The sequence below is a fragment of the Allobosea sp. FG18 genome (assembly GCF_057809495.1).
In genome coordinates this window covers 99,718-119,099 of sequence record NZ_JBMDKB010000004.1, presented here as the reverse complement: position 1 = coordinate 119,099, position 19,382 = coordinate 99,718, and the positions used below count along the sequence as shown (strand labels likewise).

The 19,382-nt window shown below is 67.6% G+C and carries 19 protein-coding genes; 9 read left to right on the top strand and 10 right to left on the bottom strand.

Annotation, left to right across the window (positions count from 1 at the left end):
* The first annotated feature begins 9 nt into the window (after positions 1-9).
* From der to ACODTJ_RS06365, 3 genes are read left to right on the top strand one after another with little or no spacing between them, the layout of a single operon-like run.
* On the top strand, positions 10-1,407 hold the full coding sequence (der, locus tag ACODTJ_RS06375) for a ribosome biogenesis GTPase Der (RefSeq protein WP_454657135.1): 1,398 nt from the start codon (positions 10-12) through the stop codon (positions 1,405-1,407).
* A complete protein-coding gene (locus ACODTJ_RS06370) occupies positions 1,407-2,504 on the top strand; it encodes an NAD(P)/FAD-dependent oxidoreductase (RefSeq protein WP_454657134.1) in 1,098 nt (365 codons plus the stop codon). Before der ends, ACODTJ_RS06370 begins: the two co-directional genes overlap by 1 nt.
* Positions 2,505-2,521: 17 nt before the next feature.
* Positions 2,522-2,932, top strand: a complete 411-nt coding sequence (locus ACODTJ_RS06365; RefSeq protein ID WP_488847900.1) for an NUDIX hydrolase — start codon at positions 2,522-2,524, stop codon at positions 2,930-2,932.
* Positions 2,933-2,938: 6 nt separating this feature from the next.
* Here ACODTJ_RS06365 and ACODTJ_RS06360 read toward each other — a convergent pair whose 3' ends face one another.
* The 10 genes from ACODTJ_RS06360 to rpsF form a co-directional block, all read right to left on the bottom strand.
* Positions 2,939-3,679, bottom strand: a complete 741-nt coding sequence (locus tag ACODTJ_RS06360; RefSeq protein WP_454657132.1) for an SDR family NAD(P)-dependent oxidoreductase — start codon at positions 3,677-3,679, stop codon at positions 2,939-2,941.
* Positions 3,680-3,840: 161 nt separating this feature from the next.
* Positions 3,841-5,313 carry an amidophosphoribosyltransferase gene (gene purF / locus ACODTJ_RS06355; protein ID WP_454657131.1) on the bottom strand — a complete coding sequence of 491 codons (1,473 nt, stop codon included), beginning with the start codon at positions 5,311-5,313 and terminating at the stop codon, positions 3,841-3,843.
* A gap of 45 nt (positions 5,314-5,358) precedes the next feature.
* Positions 5,359-5,976: a CvpA family protein gene (locus ACODTJ_RS06350; RefSeq protein ID WP_454657130.1), complete on the bottom strand. Its 618-nt coding sequence runs from the start codon at positions 5,974-5,976 to the stop codon at positions 5,359-5,361.
* A gap of 107 nt (positions 5,977-6,083) precedes the next feature.
* Positions 6,084-7,484 (bottom strand): DNA repair protein RadA, encoded by a 1,401-nt coding sequence (radA, locus tag ACODTJ_RS06345; RefSeq protein ID WP_488847899.1) that lies wholly within the window; start codon positions 7,482-7,484, stop codon positions 6,084-6,086.
* Between the two features lie 158 nt (positions 7,485-7,642).
* Positions 7,643-8,773 carry an alanine racemase gene (alr, locus tag ACODTJ_RS06340; protein WP_488847897.1) on the bottom strand — a complete coding sequence of 377 codons (1,131 nt, stop codon included), beginning with the start codon at positions 8,771-8,773 and terminating at the stop codon, positions 7,643-7,645.
* Complete coding sequence (locus tag ACODTJ_RS06335; RefSeq protein WP_454657128.1) at positions 8,770-10,257, bottom strand: replicative DNA helicase; 1,488 nt, start codon at positions 10,255-10,257, stop codon at positions 8,770-8,772. The genes alr and ACODTJ_RS06335 overlap by 4 nt, the downstream gene beginning before the upstream one ends.
* A 220-nt stretch (positions 10,258-10,477) precedes the next feature.
* Positions 10,478-11,041 carry a 50S ribosomal protein L9 gene (gene rplI, locus ACODTJ_RS06330; protein WP_454657127.1) on the bottom strand — a complete coding sequence of 188 codons (564 nt, stop codon included), beginning with the start codon at positions 11,039-11,041 and terminating at the stop codon, positions 10,478-10,480.
* Between the two features lie 36 nt (positions 11,042-11,077).
* On the bottom strand, positions 11,078-12,025 hold the full coding sequence (locus tag ACODTJ_RS06325) for a DUF2232 domain-containing protein (protein ID WP_454657126.1): 948 nt from the start codon (positions 12,023-12,025) through the stop codon (positions 11,078-11,080).
* A 178-nt stretch (positions 12,026-12,203) separates the two neighbouring features.
* Entirely contained in the window at positions 12,204-12,449 is a 246-nt protein-coding gene (rpsR, locus tag ACODTJ_RS06320) for a 30S ribosomal protein S18 (RefSeq protein WP_038367644.1), read from the bottom strand.
* A gap of 2 nt (positions 12,450-12,451) precedes the next feature.
* Positions 12,452-12,883 (bottom strand): 30S ribosomal protein S6, encoded by a 432-nt coding sequence (rpsF, locus tag ACODTJ_RS06315; RefSeq protein ID WP_454657125.1) that lies wholly within the window; start codon positions 12,881-12,883, stop codon positions 12,452-12,454.
* A gap of 336 nt (positions 12,884-13,219) precedes the next feature.
* On the opposite strand from rpsF, the gene fabD reads away from it, so the two are divergent.
* The 6 genes from fabD to ACODTJ_RS06285 all read left to right on the top strand — a co-directional run bounded on the left by fabD (position 13,220) and on the right by ACODTJ_RS06285 (position 19,382).
* Positions 13,220-14,164 (top strand): ACP S-malonyltransferase, encoded by a 945-nt coding sequence (fabD, locus tag ACODTJ_RS06310; RefSeq protein WP_454657124.1) that lies wholly within the window; start codon positions 13,220-13,222, stop codon positions 14,162-14,164.
* A 105-nt stretch (positions 14,165-14,269) separates the two neighbouring features.
* The gene (fabG, locus tag ACODTJ_RS06305; protein WP_454657123.1) at positions 14,270-15,007 is read left to right on the top strand and encodes a 3-oxoacyl-[acyl-carrier-protein] reductase; all 738 of its coding nucleotides are present in this window, start codon (positions 14,270-14,272) and stop codon (positions 15,005-15,007) included.
* Positions 15,008-15,271: 264 nt separating this feature from the next.
* Complete coding sequence (locus tag ACODTJ_RS06300) at positions 15,272-15,508, top strand: acyl carrier protein (protein WP_047578895.1); 237 nt, start codon at positions 15,272-15,274, stop codon at positions 15,506-15,508.
* A 55-nt stretch (positions 15,509-15,563) separates the two neighbouring features.
* Positions 15,564-16,835 carry a beta-ketoacyl-ACP synthase II gene (gene fabF / locus ACODTJ_RS06295; protein ID WP_454659001.1) on the top strand — a complete coding sequence of 424 codons (1,272 nt, stop codon included), beginning with the start codon at positions 15,564-15,566 and terminating at the stop codon, positions 16,833-16,835.
* A gap of 208 nt (positions 16,836-17,043) precedes the next feature.
* The gene (gene mltG / locus ACODTJ_RS06290; RefSeq protein WP_488847889.1) at positions 17,044-18,390 is read left to right on the top strand and encodes an endolytic transglycosylase MltG; all 1,347 of its coding nucleotides are present in this window, start codon (positions 17,044-17,046) and stop codon (positions 18,388-18,390) included.
* A gap of 110 nt (positions 18,391-18,500) precedes the next feature.
* Positions 18,501-19,382: a YicC/YloC family endoribonuclease gene (locus ACODTJ_RS06285; RefSeq protein WP_454657121.1), complete on the top strand. Its 882-nt coding sequence runs from the start codon at positions 18,501-18,503 to the stop codon at positions 19,380-19,382.

Genomic DNA, 19,382 nt, shown 5'->3' with positions numbered 1-19,382 from the left:
TGAAATCTGATGACAGCCATCGTCGCCCTGATCGGGCGCCCCAATGTCGGCAAGTCGACGCTGTTCAACCGGCTGGTCGGCAAGAAGCTCGCCCTGGTCGACGACCGGCCGGGCGTGACGCGCGACCGCCGCGAGGGTGACGCCACCCTCGGCCATCTCCGCTTCAAGGTGATCGATACCGCCGGTCTCGAGGAGGCCGACAAGGATTCGCTCGCCGGCCGCATGCGCGCCCAGACCGAGACCGCGATCGCGCAGGCCGATGTCGTGCTCTTCATGATCGACGCGCGCCTCGGCATCACGCCGATGGACCAGCCTTTCGCCGATCTGGTGCGCCGCTCCGGCAAGCCGGTGATCCTGCTCGCCAACAAGGCCGAGGGCAAGAAGGGCACCGAGGGCATTATCGAGTCTTACGGGCTCGGCCTCGGCGATCCCGTGCCGTTCTCGGCCGAGCATGGCGAGGGCACCTCGGACCTGCTGGAGGCGCTCGCGCCTTACATCCCCGACGAGCCCGAGGACGACGAGGACGAGACGGCTTGGGCCGACGTTCCCGCCGCCGATTCGGATGGCGAAGAGGATATCGATCCCGATCGCCCGCTGCGGGTTACCATCATCGGCCGCCCGAACGCCGGCAAGTCGACGCTGGTCAACCGCATGATCGGCGAGGAGCGGATGCTGACCGGCCCCGAGGCCGGCATCACCCGCGACACGATCTCGGTCGACTGGGAATGGCGCGGCCGCAAGGTCAAGCTCTTCGACACCGCCGGCATGCGCAAGCGCGCCCGCATCGAGGAGAAGCTGGAGAAGCTCTCCGTCGCGGATTCGCTGCGCGCGATCCGCTTCGCCGAGGTCGTGGTCGTGCTGCTCGATGCCACCATCCCCTTCGAGAAGCAGGACCTGACGCTGGTCGACCTGACCGAGCGCGAAGGCCGGGCGGTCGTCATCGGCCTCAACAAATGGGACCTCGTCGCCGACAAGCAGGGCCTGCTGGCCGAGCTCAAGGAGAAGGCCAACCATCTGCTGGCGCAGGTGCGCGGCGTGCCGATCATCCCGCTCTCCGGCCTCGCCGGCGAGGGCATCGACAAGCTGATGCAGGGCGTGTTCTCGGCTTACGGCGTGTGGAACCGCCGCGTCTCGACCGCGCGGATCAATCGCTGGCTCGAAGGCGTGCTCTCGGCGCATCCGCCCCCGGCCGTGGCCGGCCGGCGCATCAAGATCCGCTACATGACGCAGGCCAAGGCCCGGCCGCCGACCTTCGCGCTGTTCGGAAACCAGCTCGACCATCTGCCGGTGTCCTACACCCGCTATCTCGTCAACAACCTGCGGGAGGCGTTCGAGCTTCCGGGCACGCCGATCCGCCTGCATCGCCGCGGCGGCGAGAATCCCTATGACAAGGAGCGCAAGGGCTGATGAGGATCGCGGTCGTCGGCGCCGGTATCGCCGGGCTTTCCACTGCCTGGTCGCTGAACAGGCGCGGGCATGAGGTGACGCTCTACGAGCAGTCGCCGCAGATCCCCAATCCCTATGCGGCCTCCGGCGACCAGCACCGGATCATCCGCCGCGCCTATGGCGGCGCCGACGGCTATGCCCGCACGATCACCGAGGCCTTCGAGGCCTGGGACGAACTCTGGGTCGATCTGGGCAGGCAGCATTACGCGCCCTGCGGCGTGCTCGGCATCTCCCAGACCGAGGGCGACGAAGGCGAGGAGTACCGCGAGGGCCTCGACCGCATGGCCTCGCCCTACGAGCTCTACGACGCCGCCGAGACGGCCCGGCGCTGTCCCTTCATCGATCCGGCGACGATCCGCTACGCCTATCTCAGCCCCGAGGGTGGCGCGCTCTTCCCGGCCCGCATCGCCGCCGACATGGTGCGCCTGCTGCGCGAGCGCGGCGTCACCCTGCGCGAGGGCGCGACGGTGATCTCGATCGATCCCGAGAGCGGCCGCATCGGTCTCGCGAATGGCGAGGCGGCGAGCTTCGACCGCATCGTCGTCAGCTCCGGCGCCTGGGTGCTGAAGCTCCTGCCGGAGCTCGCGGACGTGCTGACGACCTATCGCACCGCCGTCGCCTATCTCGCCCCGCCTGATGACCTGAGGGCGGCCTGGGAGGCGGCGCCTGTCATCGTCGATGTCGGCGGCACGGTCGACGGCTATGTCCTGCCGCCGGTTGATGGCACTGGCCTCAAGGTCGGCGCCGGCGTGCACAAGCGCCCGCGCCAGCCCGACGAGGAGCGCGAGCCGCGAGCGGGCGAGGGCGAGCAGATCCGCGACTATTTCTCGCCGCCCTTCGCGCGCATCGCCGAGTACCGGGTCGAGCGCGTCGTGACCTGCGCTTACACCTTCACGGCGGACCGCAAGTTCCTGTCGCGGCAGATCGGCCGCGTGACGGCGGTCTCGGCCTGCTCCGGCCATGGCTACAAATTCGGCGCGTCCGTCGGGCGGCGCGTCGCGGCTGCCGTCGAGAGCGGCGATCAGGCCGGCCTGCTGCGCTGGCTCAGGGCCGAATAGCGATCGCAGGCGCGCGCATGATCGAAACCGTCAGCGCGCTCTTCGTCGATGCCGACCGGAAGGTCCTGCTCGGCCTGCGCGCTGTCTGGAAGCAGGCCTGGCCCGGCCATTGGGATGCGATCGGCGGCAGGGTCGAGCCCGGCGAGGCGCTGGAACAGGCCCTGCTGCGGGAATGCCACGAAGAGGTCGGCCTGACGCCGACGCGCTATGAATTGGTGCTCTCGGAAGCCGAGCGCTTTCCCGAGCGCTACGGCGCCGCGCTCCACCACATCTATGTCGTCAGCGCCTGGGAGGGCGGGTCGGCGGTCAATCTCGTCGACGAACACGATGAGATCCGCTGGTTCGGCCTGGATGAGATGGCGGCCCTGCCGAACCTCACCATTCCCGATCTGATCACGCTGGTGCGGGCCTCGCTGGCGCGCGGCTGAGCCTGTTCAGGCCGGCATCTGCGGGGTCAGCACCTTGCCCTGCGGGAAGTCGAAGATCTTACCGCTCTCGGACCAATCCGGCGCGGCCAGCCTGACCAGATGCGGTGCCAGCTCCTCCGGCGTCTTCAGCGTCTGCGGGTCTTCGCCCGGCATCGCCTCGGCCCGCATCCGGGTGCGCAGGGGGCCGGGATTGACCAGCATGAGCTTGACCGGGGTCGTCGCCGTCTCGGCCGCATAGGTGCGCCCCAGGGCCTCCACGGCAGCCTTTGAAACCGAATAGGGCCCCCAATAGGCCGTGCACTTGTGGGCAGCGCCCGAGGTCATCAGTAGGACGCGGCCGGCATCCGAAGCGCGCAGCGCCGGGTCGAGCGCCTTGAGCAGGCGCCAGTTGGCTGTGACGTTGATCTCGAGGACCCTGGCCCAGTCCTTCTCGGTGACATGGTCGAGCGGGCTCAGCGAGCCGAGGATACCGGCATTGGCGAGCAGGATGTCGAGCTTGCCCCAGCGTTCCGTAACGGCGTGGCCGAGCTTCTCCAGCCCGCCGGCGTCGCTGAGGTCGAGCGGTACCAGCGTGGCACTGCCGCCGATCGCGACGATCTCGTCGTCGAGTTCCTCCAGCGCGCCAGCCGTGCGGGCGAGCGCGATGACATGCGCGCCCGCTTCGGCAAAGGCGAGGGCGGCGGAACGGCCGATGCCGCGCGAGGCGCCGGTGACGAGCGCGACGCGCCCCTGCAGTGGTTTGGTCATGACGGACGCAGCCCCGGTCTCATCAAGCGCTCGTCATCCCGGACAAGCTGCGAAGCAGCGCCGATCCGGGATCCATTCCGGAGCGCTGCCAATGAAGGTTCAGGCATGGATCCCGGGCCTGCGCTTCGCTTGCCCGGGATGACAGCCCGCTCGTGAAAAGATCAGCCGGCTTCGGCCAGCAGCGAGATCTGCTGCTTGGCGCTCTCGCCGACCATGTCGGTCAGCGAGGTCGGATAGTCGCCGGTGAAGCAGTGGTCGGTGAATTGCGGGCGCTGCGGGTCGCGGCGCTCGTGGCCCATCGCCCGGTAGAGCCCGTCGACGGAGATGAAGGCCAGCGAATCCGCGCCGACGAACTGGCGCATCTCCTCCAGCGAGTGGGTCGCGGCGAGCAGCTTTTCCCGGTCGGGCGTGTCGATGCCGTAATAGTCGGGATGGGTGATCGGCGGTGAGGAGATGCGGAAATGCACCTCCTTGGCGCCGGCCTCGCGCATCATCTTCACGATCTTGAACGAGGTCGTGCCGCGCACGATCGAATCGTCGACCAGGATGATGCGCTTGCCCTCGACCACCGAGCGGTTGGCCGAATGCTTCAGCTTGACGCCGAGCTCGCGGACCTTCTGCGTCGGCTCGATGAAGGTGCGGCCGACATAGTGGTTGCGGATGATGCCGAGTTCGAACGGGATGCCGCTGGCTTGGGCGTAGCCCAGCGCCGCCGGGACGCCGGAATCCGGCACGGGCACGACGACGTCGGCTTCGGTCGGCGCTTCCTGCGCCAGCACCGCGCCCATCGCCTTGCGGCGCTCATAGATGCTGCGGCCCTTCACGATGGAATCGGGGCGGGCGAAGTAGATGTATTCGAAGATGCAGGGCCGCTCCGCTGCCGGCGGGAAGGGCTTGTGGCTCTCGATCCCGGACTCGGAGATGATCACGACCTCGCCGTTCTCGATCTCGCGGACGAACTTCGCGCCGATGATGTCGAGCGCACAGGTTTCCGAGGTCAGGATCGGGCAGCCGTCGAGCTCGCCGAGCACCAGCGGGCGGATGCCGAGCGGATCGCGGGCGCCGATCAGCTTCTTGTTGGTGATGCCGACGAAGGCATAGGCGCCCTCGATCTGGCGGATCGCCTCGATGAAGCGATCGACGAATTGCTGCTTGCGGCTGCGCGCGACGAGATGCAGCAGAACCTCGGTGTCGGAGGTCGACTGATAGATCGCGCCGTCGCGGACGAGGTTGCGACGCAGCGTCAGCCCGTTGGTCAGGTTGCCGTTATGCGCGACGGCGAAGCCGCCGCCATGCAGCTCGGCGAAGAGCGGCTGGACGTTGCGCAGGATCGTCTCGCCCGTCGTCGAGTAGCGGACATGGCCGATGGCCTGCTTGCCCTTGAGCTTGTCGATGACGCTCGCTTCCGAGAAGGCGTCGCCGACGAGGCCCAGCCGGCGCTCCGAATGGAAGCGCTTGCCGTCGAAGGAGACGATGCCCGCCGCCTCCTGGCCGCGATGCTGCAGCGCATGCAGGCCGAGCGCGGTCAGCGCCGCGGCATCGGCATGGCCATAGATGCCGAAGACGCCGCATTCCTCCCGCAGCCGGTCGGCATTGGGGTCGAAGGCGGTATCACGCTCGGTTTGCGAGATCATGTCGCGCTCCACGCAGAGGGCTTGTGCTGATGTTCTACGCGCTAATTAGGGACGGGCTGGGGCAGGTGCAACCGGCGCCGGCGTCGCGGGGCTGCGCGGTTCCTCCGCCGGGGCCTCCGGCGCGGTCTCGGCGCCGGGCTTCTTCAGCAGGTTCTTGAAGAAATCGGCCTTCATGTCTTGCGGCAGCATGGCGATCAGCGACTGGCCGGTCTCTTCCAGCACAGGCTTGGCCTTGGCGTCCTTGGCCCAGCTCGGCAGCTTCTCGCTCCCGACCAGCCCGGTGAAGAAGGCATAGCCGATCACCGCCAGCAGCAGGCCGCGGGCCGCGCCGAAGACGAAGCCGAGCGTGCGGTCCAGCGCGCCGATGCGCGAATCCAGCACGAAATCGGAAATCCGGGCCGTGATCAGCGAGACGACGATCAGCGTGCCCAGGAACAGGGCCGCGATCGCGGCGACCAACGCGATCGTGTCCTGCGCCGAGCTCGCCGGGATGTACTGCTTCACGAAGGGCACGAGCTGGGGATGGAACACCCAGGCCACGGCCGCCGCTGCGACCCAGGAGGCGATCGCCAGCACTTCGCGCGTGAAGCCGCGCACGGCCGCGAGCAAAGCCGAGATCAGAACCACGCCGATGACGACGAGATCGAGAATGGTGACAGGCATGGGGAGGGCCGCTTTGCTATGGTCAGGTACCGACCGGCCGGAGGCAGGGCGGCCGTTTCGGCTTTGCTATACGCGTTCCCGGGCTTTCAGTCACCCTTCCGGCAAAGTCATTTCACATCTCTGCGAGGTGCGCGCGCGGCAATATCGGCAACGAGTTCCGTGACATGGCCGAAACGGCGCAGGTTCAGGCCGTTGCCGTCGCCGTGATCGGCGCCGCCGCTCGGCATCAGCGCGGCCTCGAAGCCGAGCTTGGCCGCTTCCCTGAGGCGCGCCGCTGCGACCGCGACCGGCCGAATCGCGCCCGAAAGCGCGATCTCGCCGAAATAGACCGCCTCCTGCGGCAAAGTCGCCCCGCTCAGCGACGAGACCAGCGCGGCAGCGACTGCGACATCGGCCGCCGGCTCGTTGACGCGCAGGCCACCCGCGACGTTGAGATAGACGTCGTGCTGGCCGAGCCTGAGGCCTCCATGCGTCTCGAGCACCGCCAGCACCATGGCGAGCCGGCTGTTCTCCCAGCCGACGACGGCGCGCCGCGGCGTGCCGAGCGCGGTCGGGGCGACCAGCGCCTGGATCTCGACCAGAACCGGCCGCGTGCCCTCCATGCCCGCGAAGACGGCCGCGCCCGGCGCCGGCTGGTCGCGGCCGGCGAGGAACAGTGCCGAGGGGTTGGTGACTTCCGACAGGCCCTTGCCGGTCATCTCGAAGACGCCGATCTCGTCGGTCGCGCCGAAGCGGTTCTTCTGGCCGCGCAGGATGCGGAAGGAATGCGCGCCTTCGCCTTCGAAGGAGAGCACGGCGTCGACCATGTGCTCGACCACGCGTGGTCCGGCGATCTGGCCGTCCTTGGTGACGTGGCCGACGAGGATCAGGCAGACGCCTGACGTCTTGGCATAGCGGATCAGCGCCTGTGCCGAGCCGCGCACCTGCGTCACCGTGCCCGGCGCACTCTCGACCTCGCCGGACCACATCGTCTGGATCGAATCGATCACCACCAGGGCAGGGCGCTCGCCCTGATTGAGGGTCGCGACGATGTCCTCGACATTGGTCTCGGCCGCGAGATCGACCGGCGCCTCGGCCAATCCCATGCGCTCGGCCCGGAGCCTGACCTGCCCGGTCGATTCCTCGCCCGAGACATAGACGACGCGCCGCCCGCCCATCGCCAGCGCGGCGCAGGCCTGCATCAGCAATGTCGACTTGCCGATGCCGGGGTCGCCGCCGATCAACAGCACCGAGCCCGGCACGAAGCCGCCGCCGGTGACGCGGTCCAGTTCCCCGATGCCGGAGACGATGCGTGGCGCATCCTGCGTCTCGCCCTTCAGCGTCTCCAGCACGAAGACGCGGCCACGCGCCCGGCCGCCTGAGGAGGGGCGGCCGCCGCCGGGAACGGGTGCCGCCTGCGCATCCTCGACCAGCGAGGACCATGTCCCGCAGGCGTCGCACTTGCCCTGCCAGCGGTGATAGACCGCGCCGCAGGACTGGCAGTGATAGGTCGGACCGCGCTTGGCCATCGCTAGATTGTCATTCCGGGGCGCGGCACAGCCGCGAACCCGGAATCCACGACGGGCCGCGACTTATTCCGAAGGCGGTGGCAACCGCTCGCCCGGTCGTGGGTTCCGGGTTCTTCGCTGGTGCGAAGCCCCGGAATGACAAGGGAATGCCCCACCTTCTACAGCCCCACATAACGCCGGTGATAGCGACGGCCGAGGCTGGTCAGTATCTCGTAGCCGATCGTCTTGGCGCCGCCGCCGACCGTCTCCAGGTCGAGCGGGCCGCCGATCAGGGTCACGCTCGCGCCGCGCCTGGCCGCGTCAGCCGGCGCCTCGGTCACATCGATGATGATCAGGTCCATCGAGACCGAGCCGACGAAGGGGCAGGAGACACCGTCGATCAGCACCGATCCGCCGGTCGATGTGTCGGTCCAGCTGCCGTTGCGCGGGTAGCCGTCGGCATAGCCGAGGCAGATCGTGGCGAGCTTGCGCCTGCCCTTGGCCGTCCAGCGCCCGTTATAGCCGACTTGCGTGCCGTCCTCGACCTCGCGGGTCTGGATGATCGTCGCCTCCAGTCCCACGACCGGCTTCATCGGGTTCGGCTGCCCGGGCGTCGGATTGCCGCCATAGAGCGCATAGCCCGGTCGCGTGAGCTGGTAGGACGGGCAGTCCTTGAGGAAATGGCCCGACGAGTTCTTGAGCGAGGCCGGCACATCCGGCAGCGCCGCGGCGATCTCGGCGAAGGCGGCGATCTGGCGGGCATTGGCCGGATCGGTCTCGTCCTCCGACGAGGCGAAATGGCTCATCAGCAGTCCGATTCCCGCCGCCGCGATCACGCCCGAGCGCTCGCGGGCGAGGTTGAGGCCTTCGCCCGGCCAGAGGCCGAGCCGGTTCATCGCGGTGTCGACATGCAGCGCCGCCGGCCGGACCTGCGCGCCGGTCTGCCGGAACGAGGCCCATTCCAGCAATTCCTCATGCGAGCCCAGCACCGGCGACAGCCCATGCGCGGCGAAGGTCTCGGCGGCGCCGGGCAGCAGGCCGTTCAGCACATAGATCGTGGCGTCCGGCGCGACCTTGCGGGCGCGGATGGCTTCAGAGATGTGGGCGACGAAGAAGCTCTTGCAGCCGGCCTTGGCCAGCGCCGTCACGGCCGGCTCGATGCCGATGCCGTAGGCATCCGCCTTGACCACGGCTCCGGCCTCTGTGCCGGCACGTTGTCCGAGCAGGCGCCAGTTCGAGACCAGCGCGTCGAGATCGATGGTGAGGGTCGCGCCGAAGGCGGCGGAATCAGGCAGGTCGGCAGGCATCATTCACGGTCCGGCAGGCGCATCTCATCGGCGCGATCCGAGAAGCGTGTCACATCCGCGTCGAACTGCAAGGCCACCGCGCCGGTCGGGCCGTGACGCTGCTTGCCGATGATCAGTTCGGCGACGCCGTGCATGGCTTCCATCTCGAGCTGCCACTTGTTGTGCTCTTCGGTGCCGGGGCGCGGCTCCTTGCCCTTGAGGTAATACTCCTCGCGGTAGACGAACATCACCACGTCGGCGTCCTGCTCGATCGAGCCGGATTCGCGTAGGTCGGAGAGTTGCGGGCGCTTGTCGTCGCGATTCTCGACCTGACGCGAGAGCTGCGAGAGCGCGATGATCGGGACGTTGAGCTCCTTCGCCAGCGCCTTCAGGCTGGTCGTGATCTCGGTCAGCTCCTGCACGCGGTTCTGGCTGTTCTTGGACGAGCCGGAGAGGAGCTGCAGGTAGTCGATGAACAGGACGTCGAGCCCCTTCTGGCGCTTCAGGCGCCGGGCGCGGGCCATCAGCTGCGCGATCGAGATACCGCCGGTCTGGTCGATATAGAGCGGCAGCTTCTCGATCTGGGCGGCGACATCGGTAAGGCGAGCGAAATCGCCCTCGGTGATGCGGCCTTGCCTGATCTTGTAGGAGGAGATGCTCGACTGCTCGGCGACGATACGGGTCGCGAGCTGGTCGGCCGACATTTCGAGCGAGAAGAAGCCGACGATGCCGCCGTCGACCGACTTGATCGAGCCGTCCTCCTGCCGCTCGCCGCGCCACGCCTTGGCGATGTTGAAGGCGATGTTGGTGGCGAGCGAAGTCTTGCCCATGGCGGGGCGTCCGGCGAGCACCAGCAGGTCCGAGCGCTGCAGGCCGCCCATGCGCTGGTCGACGTCGCGCAGGCCGGTTGAGATGCCGGAGAGACCGCCGGCGCGCTGGTAGGCGCTGGCCGCCATGTCGATCGCGAGGCGCAGCGCCCCGTCGAATTTCTGGAAGCCGCCCTCGTAACGGCCCTTTTCGGCAAGCTCGTAGAGCTTGCGCTCGGCATCCTCGATCTGCTCGCGCGGCGCCATCTCGACGGGCGCGTCATAGGCGACGTTGACGAGGTCCTCGCCGACGCCGATCAATTGCCGGCGCACGGCGAGGTCGTAGATCGTGCGGCCGTAATCGGCGGCGTTGATGACGGTCGTCGCCTCGGCCGCGAGGCGGGCGAGATACTGGCTCGGCGTGATCTCGCCGAGATCGAGGTCGTTGACGAAGGTCTTGAGCGTGATCGGCGTCGCGATCTTGCCGGCGCGGATCATGCTCGACGCCAGCTCGTAGATGCGCTGATGGATCGGCTCGAAGAAATGGTCCGGCTGCAGGAAGTCGGAGACGCGATAGAATGCGTCGTTATTGACCAGGATCGCGCCCAGCAGCGCCTGCTCGGCCTCGATATTGTGAGGCTGGACGCGGAATTCCGCCTCGCGGTTGTCGAGGCGGGCGACGAGAGCTGTAGCGGTGGCCATGGCCGTCCCGATAAATCAATGCTGACTGATAATTCAAGCCGACAATCAGCCGCGGAAGCTTGCGCTCCGGCATGGCTGAGTCGGGCAGAAAAATTACCTTAACATTCTGACAATCGGCGCCAGCAGGCTTCGGTTCCATCCACCACTTTGCACAGCCTCCGAAATGAAAAAGGCGCCGTGTTGCCACGGCGCCCTTGACTCGATTCGGGAGCGATAAGGCTCAGAGCTCGACGTCGCCGGCCTCGGCCAGCGCCGCGCCGACCTCGAGGCCGAGATCGTCGAGATCGAACTTCTCCTGGGCCGTGACGTTCTCGCCGGCAGCCTGGCGCTGAGCCTCTTCGGCCGAGCGGGCGATGTTGACGGTGATCGTGACCGAGACTTCCGGATGCAGCACGACCGGGACGGTGTGCAGGCCGAGCGTCTTGATCGGGGTGTTCAGCGTCACCTGGCCGCGCGAGACGTTGAAGCCGTCCTTGGTCAGGGCTTCGGCGATGTCGCGGGTCGAGACCGAGCCGTAGAGCACGCCGGACTCGCCCGACTGGCGCAGGATGGTGACGCTCTGGCCGTCCAGGCGCTCGGCGACGGCGTCGGCCTCGGACTTCAGCTCGAGGTTGCGGGTCTCGAGCTCGAGCTTCTGGCTCTCGAAGCGCTTCTTGTTGTCCTCGGTGGCGCGCAGCGCCTTGCCGCGGGCGAGCAGGTAGTTGCGGCCGAAGCCGTCGCGAACCTTCACGATGTCGCCCATCTGGCCGAGCTTGGCGACGCGTTCGAGCAGGATCACTTCCATGGGTCTTCTCCTTGTTTTTGTCTTCAGACGTGGGTTTCAGGAATGGTTAGGCGGAGGCGGCAGCGCGGCCCGCTTGCGTAGGCCGAGCAGCGTGTCGATGACGCCCGCGATCGCGAGCAGCGGCGTCAGAACGGCCTGCATCACGACGAGGGCGACATAGATCGAGATCAGCATCGGCAGCCGCCAGGGACGGCCGCGCGAGATGTCGTGCAGCGTGGCGAGCCCGCTGAACATGAAGGCGGCGAGCAGCGCGCCGGCCATGGCCATGGCGGCGACGCCGATGAAGCCGCCGGTCGTCGCGACGAAACCCGTGGCGATCAGCAGCAGAAGCGCCTGACGCGGCAGCGTCGTCGACGGGATGAAGGGCCAGGGCCGCGGCAGACGGTCTGACATCTTCACGGTGCGGGCTGCGAGCCAGAGATTGGCGGTGATGGTGGTGACGAAGGAGGCGCCGATGCCGAGCGGAACGGCCGGGGCCAGGCTCTGCGCGAGTTCCTTGACCTGCACGTCACCGGGCAGCGCGATCAGCTTACCGCGCACCATCTCGTTCAGCAGGTTCTCGATCATGCGGGCGATCACCGAGCGATAGGTCTCGTAATCGGTGGTCATCACCAGCGCGCTGCCGACGGTGGCGAGCGCGGCGGTGGCCGCGATCCAGAGCAGCAGGTTGCCGAGCGGATACCATTCGACCCGGCCATCGGTGTCGCCGCGGGCAAGAAGTGCGAGATAGGCGATCCACCAGGCCGGCAGGCCGATGATCAGGGCAAAGGCGATGCCGCCGGTGGGGGCGAGCGCAATCGCGACAGCGAGCGCGCCCGCAGCCGTGGCGAACAGCCCGGAGCGGTGGTTCCAGCCCAGCGATGCGATGAAGATCGGGAGGGGAGCGGCCGAATACAGCACGGCAGCCAGCGGCGATCCGGTGATCACCACTGAGAAGAGCAGGGCCGAAACGAGGCCCGCGCCGATGCCGACAATCGGAATCATAAGTCCGTCCTGCTGTCCCGCTGCTCGCAAGCCTTGCGGCTCGGCAGGGTGAGAGGCTTCTGGCCTCAACGAACCCGAGGGAGTTTCACCGACGGGCGACTGGTTGATCTTGAAAGCGAGAACCGGAGGCGCGTGAGGCGCCTCCGGGATTTATCGGTATCCGGAACCGGTGAACGGCTCAGCGGATGACGTAGGGCAGCAGGCCGAGGAAGCGGGCGCGCTTGATCGCCTGGGCGAGCTCGCGCTGCTTCTTGGCGGAGACCGCCGTGATGCGGGACGGAACGATCTTGCCGCGCTCGGAGATGTAGCGCGAGAGCAGACGCACGTCCTTGTAGTCGATCTTCGGGGCGCCTTCGCCCGAGAAGGGGCAGGACTTGCGGCGGCGGAAGAAGGGGCGACGGGCGCCAGCGGATGCAGTCGACATTCTCAGGCCTCCGCTTCGGTGGTTTCGGTCGCTTCGTCGTCACGACGCGGACGGTCACGGCGCGGGCCGCGATCGAAACGGTCGCCGCCACGCTCCGGACGGTCTTCGCGGTCACGCTTCTGCAGCATGGCCGACGGACCTTCCTCGAGCTCCTCGACCTTGACGGTCATGAAGCGCAGGACGTCTTCGTTGATGCGCATCTGGCGCTCCATCTCCAGCACGGCGGCGGAGGGAGCCTCGATGTTCAGCAGCGTGTAATGCGCCTTGCGGTTCTTGCGGATGCGGTAGCCGAGGGACTTGACGCCCCAGTACTCGACCTTGCGGATGGCGCCGCCATTCGCTTCGATCACGCCCTTGAAAAGCTCGACAAGAGCTTCGACCTGCTGCGCGCTTACATCCTGCCGCGCGAGCAGCACATGCTCGTACAATGCCATATGTGGCCTTCCTTGTTTCACCCTGCTTCGCCCGGCGCGGAGCCCTCCGAGCCCTGGATAAGGCCCGACAGGATTTCATCGAAGGCGGAGACACGGGATGACGGTTCGGGAAACGAGCCTGCGCCGATCCTTGCGGACATGCGCCATCCGTTCAGCCTCCGGCCGAACAAGCAGATGGCGGTGGTTACAGGGTCCGATGCGTCATGGCAACCGGAATCTGGTGTGGAAGACCGCCCATCCGACGGAAAAGATGGGCCTTGTGCTTGACTTGGCTGCTAAACCGATGTGACAGCCCCGTCATAATACATAAGTAGTGAAGAACGAGGCGTTCCGCGCATGACCACAGCCTTCATCTTCCCGGGCCAGGGTTCGCAGGCCGTCGGCATGGGCAAGAGCCTGACCGACAACTTCGCCGTCGCGAAGGCGGTTTTCGACGAGGTCGATGCGGCCCTGTCGCAGAAGCTCTCCGCCGTGATGTGGGAAGGTCCCTCCGAGGAACTGACCCTGACGGCCAATGCCCAGCCGGCCCTGATGGCGGTCAGCCTCGCGGTCGTGCGCGTGCTCGAGGGCGAAGCCGGGCTCGATCTGAAGCGCGATGCTGCCTTCGTCGCTGGCCATTCGCTCGGTGAGTACTCGGCGCTGGCCGCCGCCGGCACCTTCACGATCGGTGATGCCGCCCGCCTGCTGCGCATTCGTGGCGACGCCATGCAGAAGGCCGTTCCGGCTGGGCAGGGTGCCATGGCGGCGCTGCTCGGCGCCGAGCTCGATCTCGCTCGCGAGATCGCGGCCGCCGCGGCCCAGGGCGAAGTTTGTGAAGCGGCCAATGACAATGGCGGCGGCCAGGTCGTGCTTTCCGGTGCGAAGGCCGCGATCGACCGCGCCATCGCGCTGGCCGGCGAGCGCGGCGTGAAGCGCGCCATGCTGCTGCCGGTTTCCGCGCCCTTCCATTGCGCCCTGATGCAGCCCGCCGCCGACGCCATGCGCGACGCCTTGGCCAAGGTTACGATGCAGGCGCCGGTCGTTCCGGTCGTCGCCAATGTCGGCGCCGCGCCGCTGAGCGACCCCGATGCGATCCGGGCCTCGCTTGTCGCGCAGGTCACCGGCACGGTGCGCTGGCGCGAATGCGTGCAGGCGATGGCGGTTGCCGGGGTCGCCGATTTCGTCGAGGCCGGCAGCGGCAAGGTGCTGGCCGGGCTGGTCAAGCGTATCGTCGCGGGCGCCGCGCCGGTCTCGATCGGCACGGCTGAGGACATCGCGGCCTGGAAGGCCCGCAAGGCTTGATATCGTCGCATCAAACCGAGAAGTGGTTCCCACTTTCGGTCTGATGCGGAGTGCAGAAACCCAGGACGGGCTGCAGCGGCAGGATGCCGAACAAGGGGAGCGAACATGTTTGATCTGACCGGCCGCAAGGCCCTGGTCACCGGCGCGACCGGTGGTCTCGGCGGAGCCATCGCCCGGACGCTTCATGCGCAGGGCGCCAGCGTCGCGATCTCGGGGACGCGCGCCGAAGCGCTGGAAGCCCTGGCGGTCGAGCTCGGCGAGCGCGTCGTGATCGCGCCCTGCAACCTCTCCGACAAGGATTCGGTAGAGGCCCTGGTGCCGACCGCCGAGGAGAAGCTCGGCGGGCTCGATATCCTCGTCAACAATGCCGGCATCACCCGCGACAACCTGTTCATGCGCCTCAAGGACGAGGACTGGGACAGCGTGCTCGCGGTCAATCTGACGGCGGCGTTCCGCCTGTCTCGCGCCGCCGTGAAGTCGATGATGCGTCGGCGCTATGGCCGAATCGTCTCGATCGGCTCCGTCGTCGGCACGACCGGCAACCCCGGCCAGGGCAACTACGCTGCCGCCAAGGCGGGCCTGATCGGCATGTCCAAGGCTCTTGCCGCCGAGGTCGCCAGCCGCAACATCACCGTCAACGTGGTCGCTCCGGGCTTCATCGAGTCGCCGATGACGCAGGCCCTCAACGACAAGCAGCGCGAGGGCATTCTCGCCGGCGTGCCGATGGGCCGCCTTGGCGAGGGCGCCGATGTGGCCGCGGCCGTGGCCTTCCTCGCCAGCACGGAGGCCGGTTACGTGACCGGGCAGACGCTCCACGTCAACGGCGGAATGGCAATGATCTAGGGGCGTTAGCGCTCATTCTAGATCGGTTTTGATAAGTCTGCGGCGCACTCGCCAGCCCGTAAAGGGTGTGTTAACTAGCGCCGTCGCGCTGCCGCTGGGCGATCCGAGGGGACTTGACGAAACCTCGGTTGTTGCGTTTGTGCAGGCTTCGAGCTTTCCGGATCGCGGACATCGTCAGGTGGCGCGGCGGCTCGGAATGAGATCCCTCCACCGCGTCGCATCCCTGCGATGCGTTTTCAGTTTCTAAGTCTAAGGAAAAGACCCATGAGCGATGTTGCCGAGCGCGTGAAGAAGATCGTGGTCGAGCACCTCGGCGTCGAGGCCGACAAGGTCGTCGACGGCGCCAACTTCATCGAGGACCTGGGCGCGGACAGCCTCGACACCGTCGAGCTCGTGATGGCCTTCGAGGAAGAGTTCGGCGTCGAGATCCCGGACGATGCGGCCGAGACGATCGTGACCGTCGGCGACGCCGTGAAGTTCCTCTCCGCCAAGAGCGCCTGATCGGCCCTCAGGGTCGGTCCACGCAGAAAGAGCCATGGCTTCTCGCAGTTATCCGATGCGGCGCGTCGTCGTGACCGGGCTCGGTATGGTGACGCCGCTTGCATGCGGCGTCGAGCCGACCTGGTCGCGCCTTCTGGCCGGCGCCAGTGGCGCTGGCCCCATCACCAGTTTCGACGCCAGCGACCTGCCGGCGCGGATCGCCTGCAACATCCCGCGGGGTGACGGCAGCGACGGGACCTTCAATCCCGACCAGTGGATGGAGCCGAAGGAGCAGCGCAAGGTCGATGACTTCATCGTCTTCGCCATGGCGGCGGCCACGCAGGCGTTGCAGGACGCCGGCTGGAAGCCTGAAAGCTACGAGGATCAGATCCGCACCGGCGTCGCCATCGGCTCCGGCATCGGCGGGCTCGGCGGCATCTACGAAGCCTCGCTCCTGCTCAAGGAGCGCGGCCCGCGCCGCCTCTCGCCCTTCTTCATCCCCGGCCGCCTGAGCAATCTGGCGGCGGGCTACGTCTCGATCGAGCACGGGCTGAAAGGTCCGAACCATGCCGTCGTGACCGCCTGCTCGACCGGTGCGCATGCGGTTGGCGACGCTGCCCGCATGATCGCGCTGGGCGATGCCGAGGTCATGGTCGCGGGCGGCGCCGAATCGGCGATCAACCGGATCGGCATTGCCGGCTTCTGTGCCTGCCGCGCGCTCTCGACCGGTTTCAACGATACGCCCGAGAAGGCCTCGCGCCCCTATGACAGGGACCGCGACGGCTTCGTGATGGGTGAGGGCGCTGGCGTGCTCGTGCTCGAGGAGCTCGATCACGCTCTGGCTCGCGGCGCGCGCATCTATGCCGAGATCGTCGGCTACGGCATGTCGGGCGATGCCTATCACATCACCTCGCCCTCCGAGGATGGCGATGGCGCCTATCGCTGCATGCAGGCCGCGCTGGATCGCGCCGGCATCACGGCTGGCGATCTCGACTACATCAACGCCCATGGCACCTCGACGCCGCTCGGTGACGAGATCGAGCTGCGCGCCGTCGAGCGCCTGCTGGCCAATGCGCCCAAGCGCCCGTCCATGTCCTCGACCAAGTCTGCGACCGGCCATCTGCTGGGGGCTGCCGGTGCGATCGAGGCGATCTTCACTGTGCTCGCCATCCGCGACCAGGTTGCGCCGCCGACGATCAATCTCGACAATCCGTCCGTCGAGACCGAGATCGACCTGGTGCCGCATGTCGCCCGCAAGCGCGAGATCGACTACGCGCTGTCGAATTCCTTCGGCTTCGGCGGGACCAATGCCTCGCTGGTGATGCGGCGCTATCGACCCGAACAGTGAGCCGCTGCGAGATAGCGCGGTTTCGCCATATTCTTGGGTAGAGTCTGTAGCCGATGCGGCCGAATGCGTGATTCCGCGTTCACAGCCGCGAGGAAACCGGCTCTAATGCGACCGTCCGGCTTCGGTGCGGTCGCCTGCCCACTCCGGCAGGCGCGGTCAGGTTGCACCGTGCCGAGATCATCTACCCAGTGCTGCGAGCGTCTTGATCGTGAATGATACGCCCCGCGTCGCCCCGAAGAGTCCGAGCGAGGCCCTCAAGCCCGTAGCGCCGCCGGCGCCGCCGCCGAAGGTCCGTCGCCGTCGGCGCAGCCCTTTCCTGTCTATGCTGAGTGGTCTGTTCACGGTCGCGCTCGTCGGCGCCGGCGTGGTCGGTGCCGGCATCGCGATCGTTTCGAACCAGAGCAAGGCGCCGGGGCCGCTCGCCAGCGACCGCACCCTCATCATCCCCAAGGAAAGCGGGCTCACCGAGATCACGGAGCTGCTGCAGCGCGAAGGCCTGATCGAGCATCCGCTGAGCTTCCGCATCGCGGCCATCGTCAGCGGCGACTGGCACAAGCTGAAGGCGGGCGAGTACCTGTTCAAGGCGCGCGTCAGCCCGCAGGAGATCCTCGGTGTCATTTCCAGCGGCAAGTCGGTCGAGTATTCGATCACCATCCCCGAGGGGCTGACGAGCGAGCAGATCGTCGAGCGGCTGCGGAACAACGAGCTTCTGACCGGCGATATCGCGGAAGTGCCCAAGGAAGGCTCGATCCTGCCCGACACCTATCGCTTTCCGCGCGGCTTCTCCCGGAAGGGCATCCTCGACGTGATGGCGCGCAGCCAGGTCGCGGTTCTCAGGAATATCCGCATTCCCGCCGGCCTGCCGATCAAGACGACCGACGAACTGGTCATCCTCGCCTCGATCGTCGAGAAGGAGACCGGCCGCGCCGACGAGCGCCCGCGTGTCGCCGGCGTCTTCATCAACCGCCTGAACCAGAAGATGCGGCTGCAATCCGACCCGACGATCGTCTACGGCCTCGTCGGCGGCAAGGGTACGCTCGGCCGGCCGATCATGCGCAGCGAGATCACCCAGGCGACGCCCTACAACACCTATGTCATCAACGGCCTGCCGCCGGGTCCTATCGCCAATCCCGGCCGTGCCGCCATGGAGGCGGTGGTCAATCATTCGCGGACCAAGGACCTCTACTTCGTCGCCGATGGCAGCGGCGGCCACGCCTTCGCCGAGACCCTGGAGCAGCACAACCGCAATGTCGGGCGTTGGCGCCAGATCGAGACGACGCGCTCGCAGCAGCAGGGCGGCAAGCCGCCCGCGGACAGCGTCGACAAGGTCGAGCCCCCGGCCGGCCCCGACAATCGCACCGAGGCGCCCGCCACGACGCAGCCTGCGGCCGACAATGCCGGCTCCGCTGGCGTTCCGGTCGCCCAGCCGGTCGGAACGGTGGCGGGCACGCGCGCCCGCGCCTTCGACGCTTCGGAAGGCACGACACGGGACCCGCTGCTCAACAAGAGCTTCGACTTGAACTCGCCGAAGCAGGTTCCGCAGCTCAAGCCCTGATCTGCCGGCCGGAAGGCTCTCAATCCCCATTTTCCGGCAGCGGGCCGCTTGCTGTCGCGGATGCGCGCCACTACGGTCCCGCCCGATCTTACACGAAGGCGGCAGGGGCAATGGCCATCGAAAGCATGACGGGGTTTGCCCGTGCGGCAGGAACGGCCGGGGTTCATGGCTGGGCCTGGGAAATTCGCAGCGTCAACGGGCGTGGCCTCGATCTGCGCGTCCGTGTCCCACCCGGTTTCGAGGTCCTCGCCGAGGCGGCCCGCAAGCGGCTGGGCAGCGCCTTTTCGCGCGGCACGCTTCACGTCAATCTCGCCGTCACCAGCGATGCCGGCCCGCCGCGCCCGCGCGTCAACGAGGCGGTTCTCGCTGCGCTGCTTGAGGCCGTGGAGCGGCTGCCGCCCGCCGCCGGCATCAACCCGCCATCCTATGACGGACTGCTCGGCATCCGCGGCGTCGTCGATTATGCCGACGAGGCGCAGGATGCGCTGGGCGCGGTCGAGGCGCCGGCTCTGGCCGGCCTCGAGGCCGTTACCGACGCCTTGAAGGACGCGCGGGCCGCCGAAGGACGCGCGCTTGAAACGATTGTCCTTGGCCATCTCGAAACCATCGCCCGGCTCGCCGGCGAAGCGGAGCATCACCCCGCCCGCAGCAGCGAGGCGATCCGCGCCCGGATCGCGGCGCAGGTCGAGACGCTTCTGGGAGCCAATAACGGCTTCGACCCCCAGCGCCTTCACCAGGAGGCCGCGCTGATCGCGGTGCGCGCCGATATCCGCGAGGAGATCGACCGCCTGCAGGCTCATGTCGTGGCTCTGCGCGAGCTCCTGTCCAAGGGCGGCCCGATCGGCCGCAAGCTCGATTTCCTGGCGCAGGAATTCGGCCGTGAGGCCTCGACGCTTTGCGCCAAGGCCAACGATCCCGGCCTGTCGCGCATCGGGCTCGAGCTGCGCACGGTCGTCGACCAGATGCGCGAGCAGGTTCAGAACGTAGAGTGA

Excerpts from the sequence above, each read along its gene's own strand:
- der (WP_454657135.1), top strand. The coding sequence starts at position 10 with ATGACAGCCATCGTCGCCCTGATCGGGCGCCCCAATGTCGGCAAGTCG.
- ACODTJ_RS06370 (WP_454657134.1), top strand. The coding sequence starts at position 1,407 with ATGAGGATCGCGGTCGTCGGCGCCGGTATCGCCGGGCTTTCCACTGCC.
- ACODTJ_RS06365 (WP_488847900.1), top strand. The coding sequence starts at position 2,522 with ATGATCGAAACCGTCAGCGCGCTCTTCGTCGATGCCGACCGGAAGGTC.
- ACODTJ_RS06360 (WP_454657132.1), bottom strand. The coding sequence starts at position 3,679 with ATGACCAAACCACTGCAGGGGCGCGTCGCGCTCGTCACCGGCGCCTCG.
- purF (WP_454657131.1), bottom strand. The coding sequence starts at position 5,313 with ATGATCTCGCAAACCGAGCGTGATACCGCCTTCGACCCCAATGCCGAC.
- ACODTJ_RS06350 (WP_454657130.1), bottom strand. The coding sequence starts at position 5,976 with ATGCCTGTCACCATTCTCGATCTCGTCGTCATCGGCGTGGTTCTGATC.
- radA (WP_488847899.1), bottom strand. The coding sequence starts at position 7,484 with ATGGCCAAGCGCGGTCCGACCTATCACTGCCAGTCCTGCGGCGCGGTC.
- alr (WP_488847897.1), bottom strand. The coding sequence starts at position 8,773 with ATGATGCCTGCCGACCTGCCTGATTCCGCCGCCTTCGGCGCGACCCTC.
- ACODTJ_RS06335 (WP_454657128.1), bottom strand. The coding sequence starts at position 10,257 with ATGGCCACCGCTACAGCTCTCGTCGCCCGCCTCGACAACCGCGAGGCG.
- rplI (WP_454657127.1), bottom strand. The coding sequence starts at position 11,041 with ATGGAAGTGATCCTGCTCGAACGCGTCGCCAAGCTCGGCCAGATGGGC.
- ACODTJ_RS06325 (WP_454657126.1), bottom strand. The coding sequence starts at position 12,025 with ATGATTCCGATTGTCGGCATCGGCGCGGGCCTCGTTTCGGCCCTGCTC.
- rpsR (WP_038367644.1), bottom strand. The coding sequence starts at position 12,449 with ATGTCGACTGCATCCGCTGGCGCCCGTCGCCCCTTCTTCCGCCGCCGC.
- rpsF (WP_454657125.1), bottom strand. The coding sequence starts at position 12,883 with ATGGCATTGTACGAGCATGTGCTGCTCGCGCGGCAGGATGTAAGCGCG.
- fabD (WP_454657124.1), top strand. The coding sequence starts at position 13,220 with ATGACCACAGCCTTCATCTTCCCGGGCCAGGGTTCGCAGGCCGTCGGC.
- fabG (WP_454657123.1), top strand. The coding sequence starts at position 14,270 with ATGTTTGATCTGACCGGCCGCAAGGCCCTGGTCACCGGCGCGACCGGT.
- ACODTJ_RS06300 (WP_047578895.1), top strand. The coding sequence starts at position 15,272 with ATGAGCGATGTTGCCGAGCGCGTGAAGAAGATCGTGGTCGAGCACCTC.
- fabF (WP_454659001.1), top strand. The coding sequence starts at position 15,564 with ATGCGGCGCGTCGTCGTGACCGGGCTCGGTATGGTGACGCCGCTTGCA.
- ACODTJ_RS06285 (WP_454657121.1), top strand. The coding sequence starts at position 18,501 with ATGGCCATCGAAAGCATGACGGGGTTTGCCCGTGCGGCAGGAACGGCC.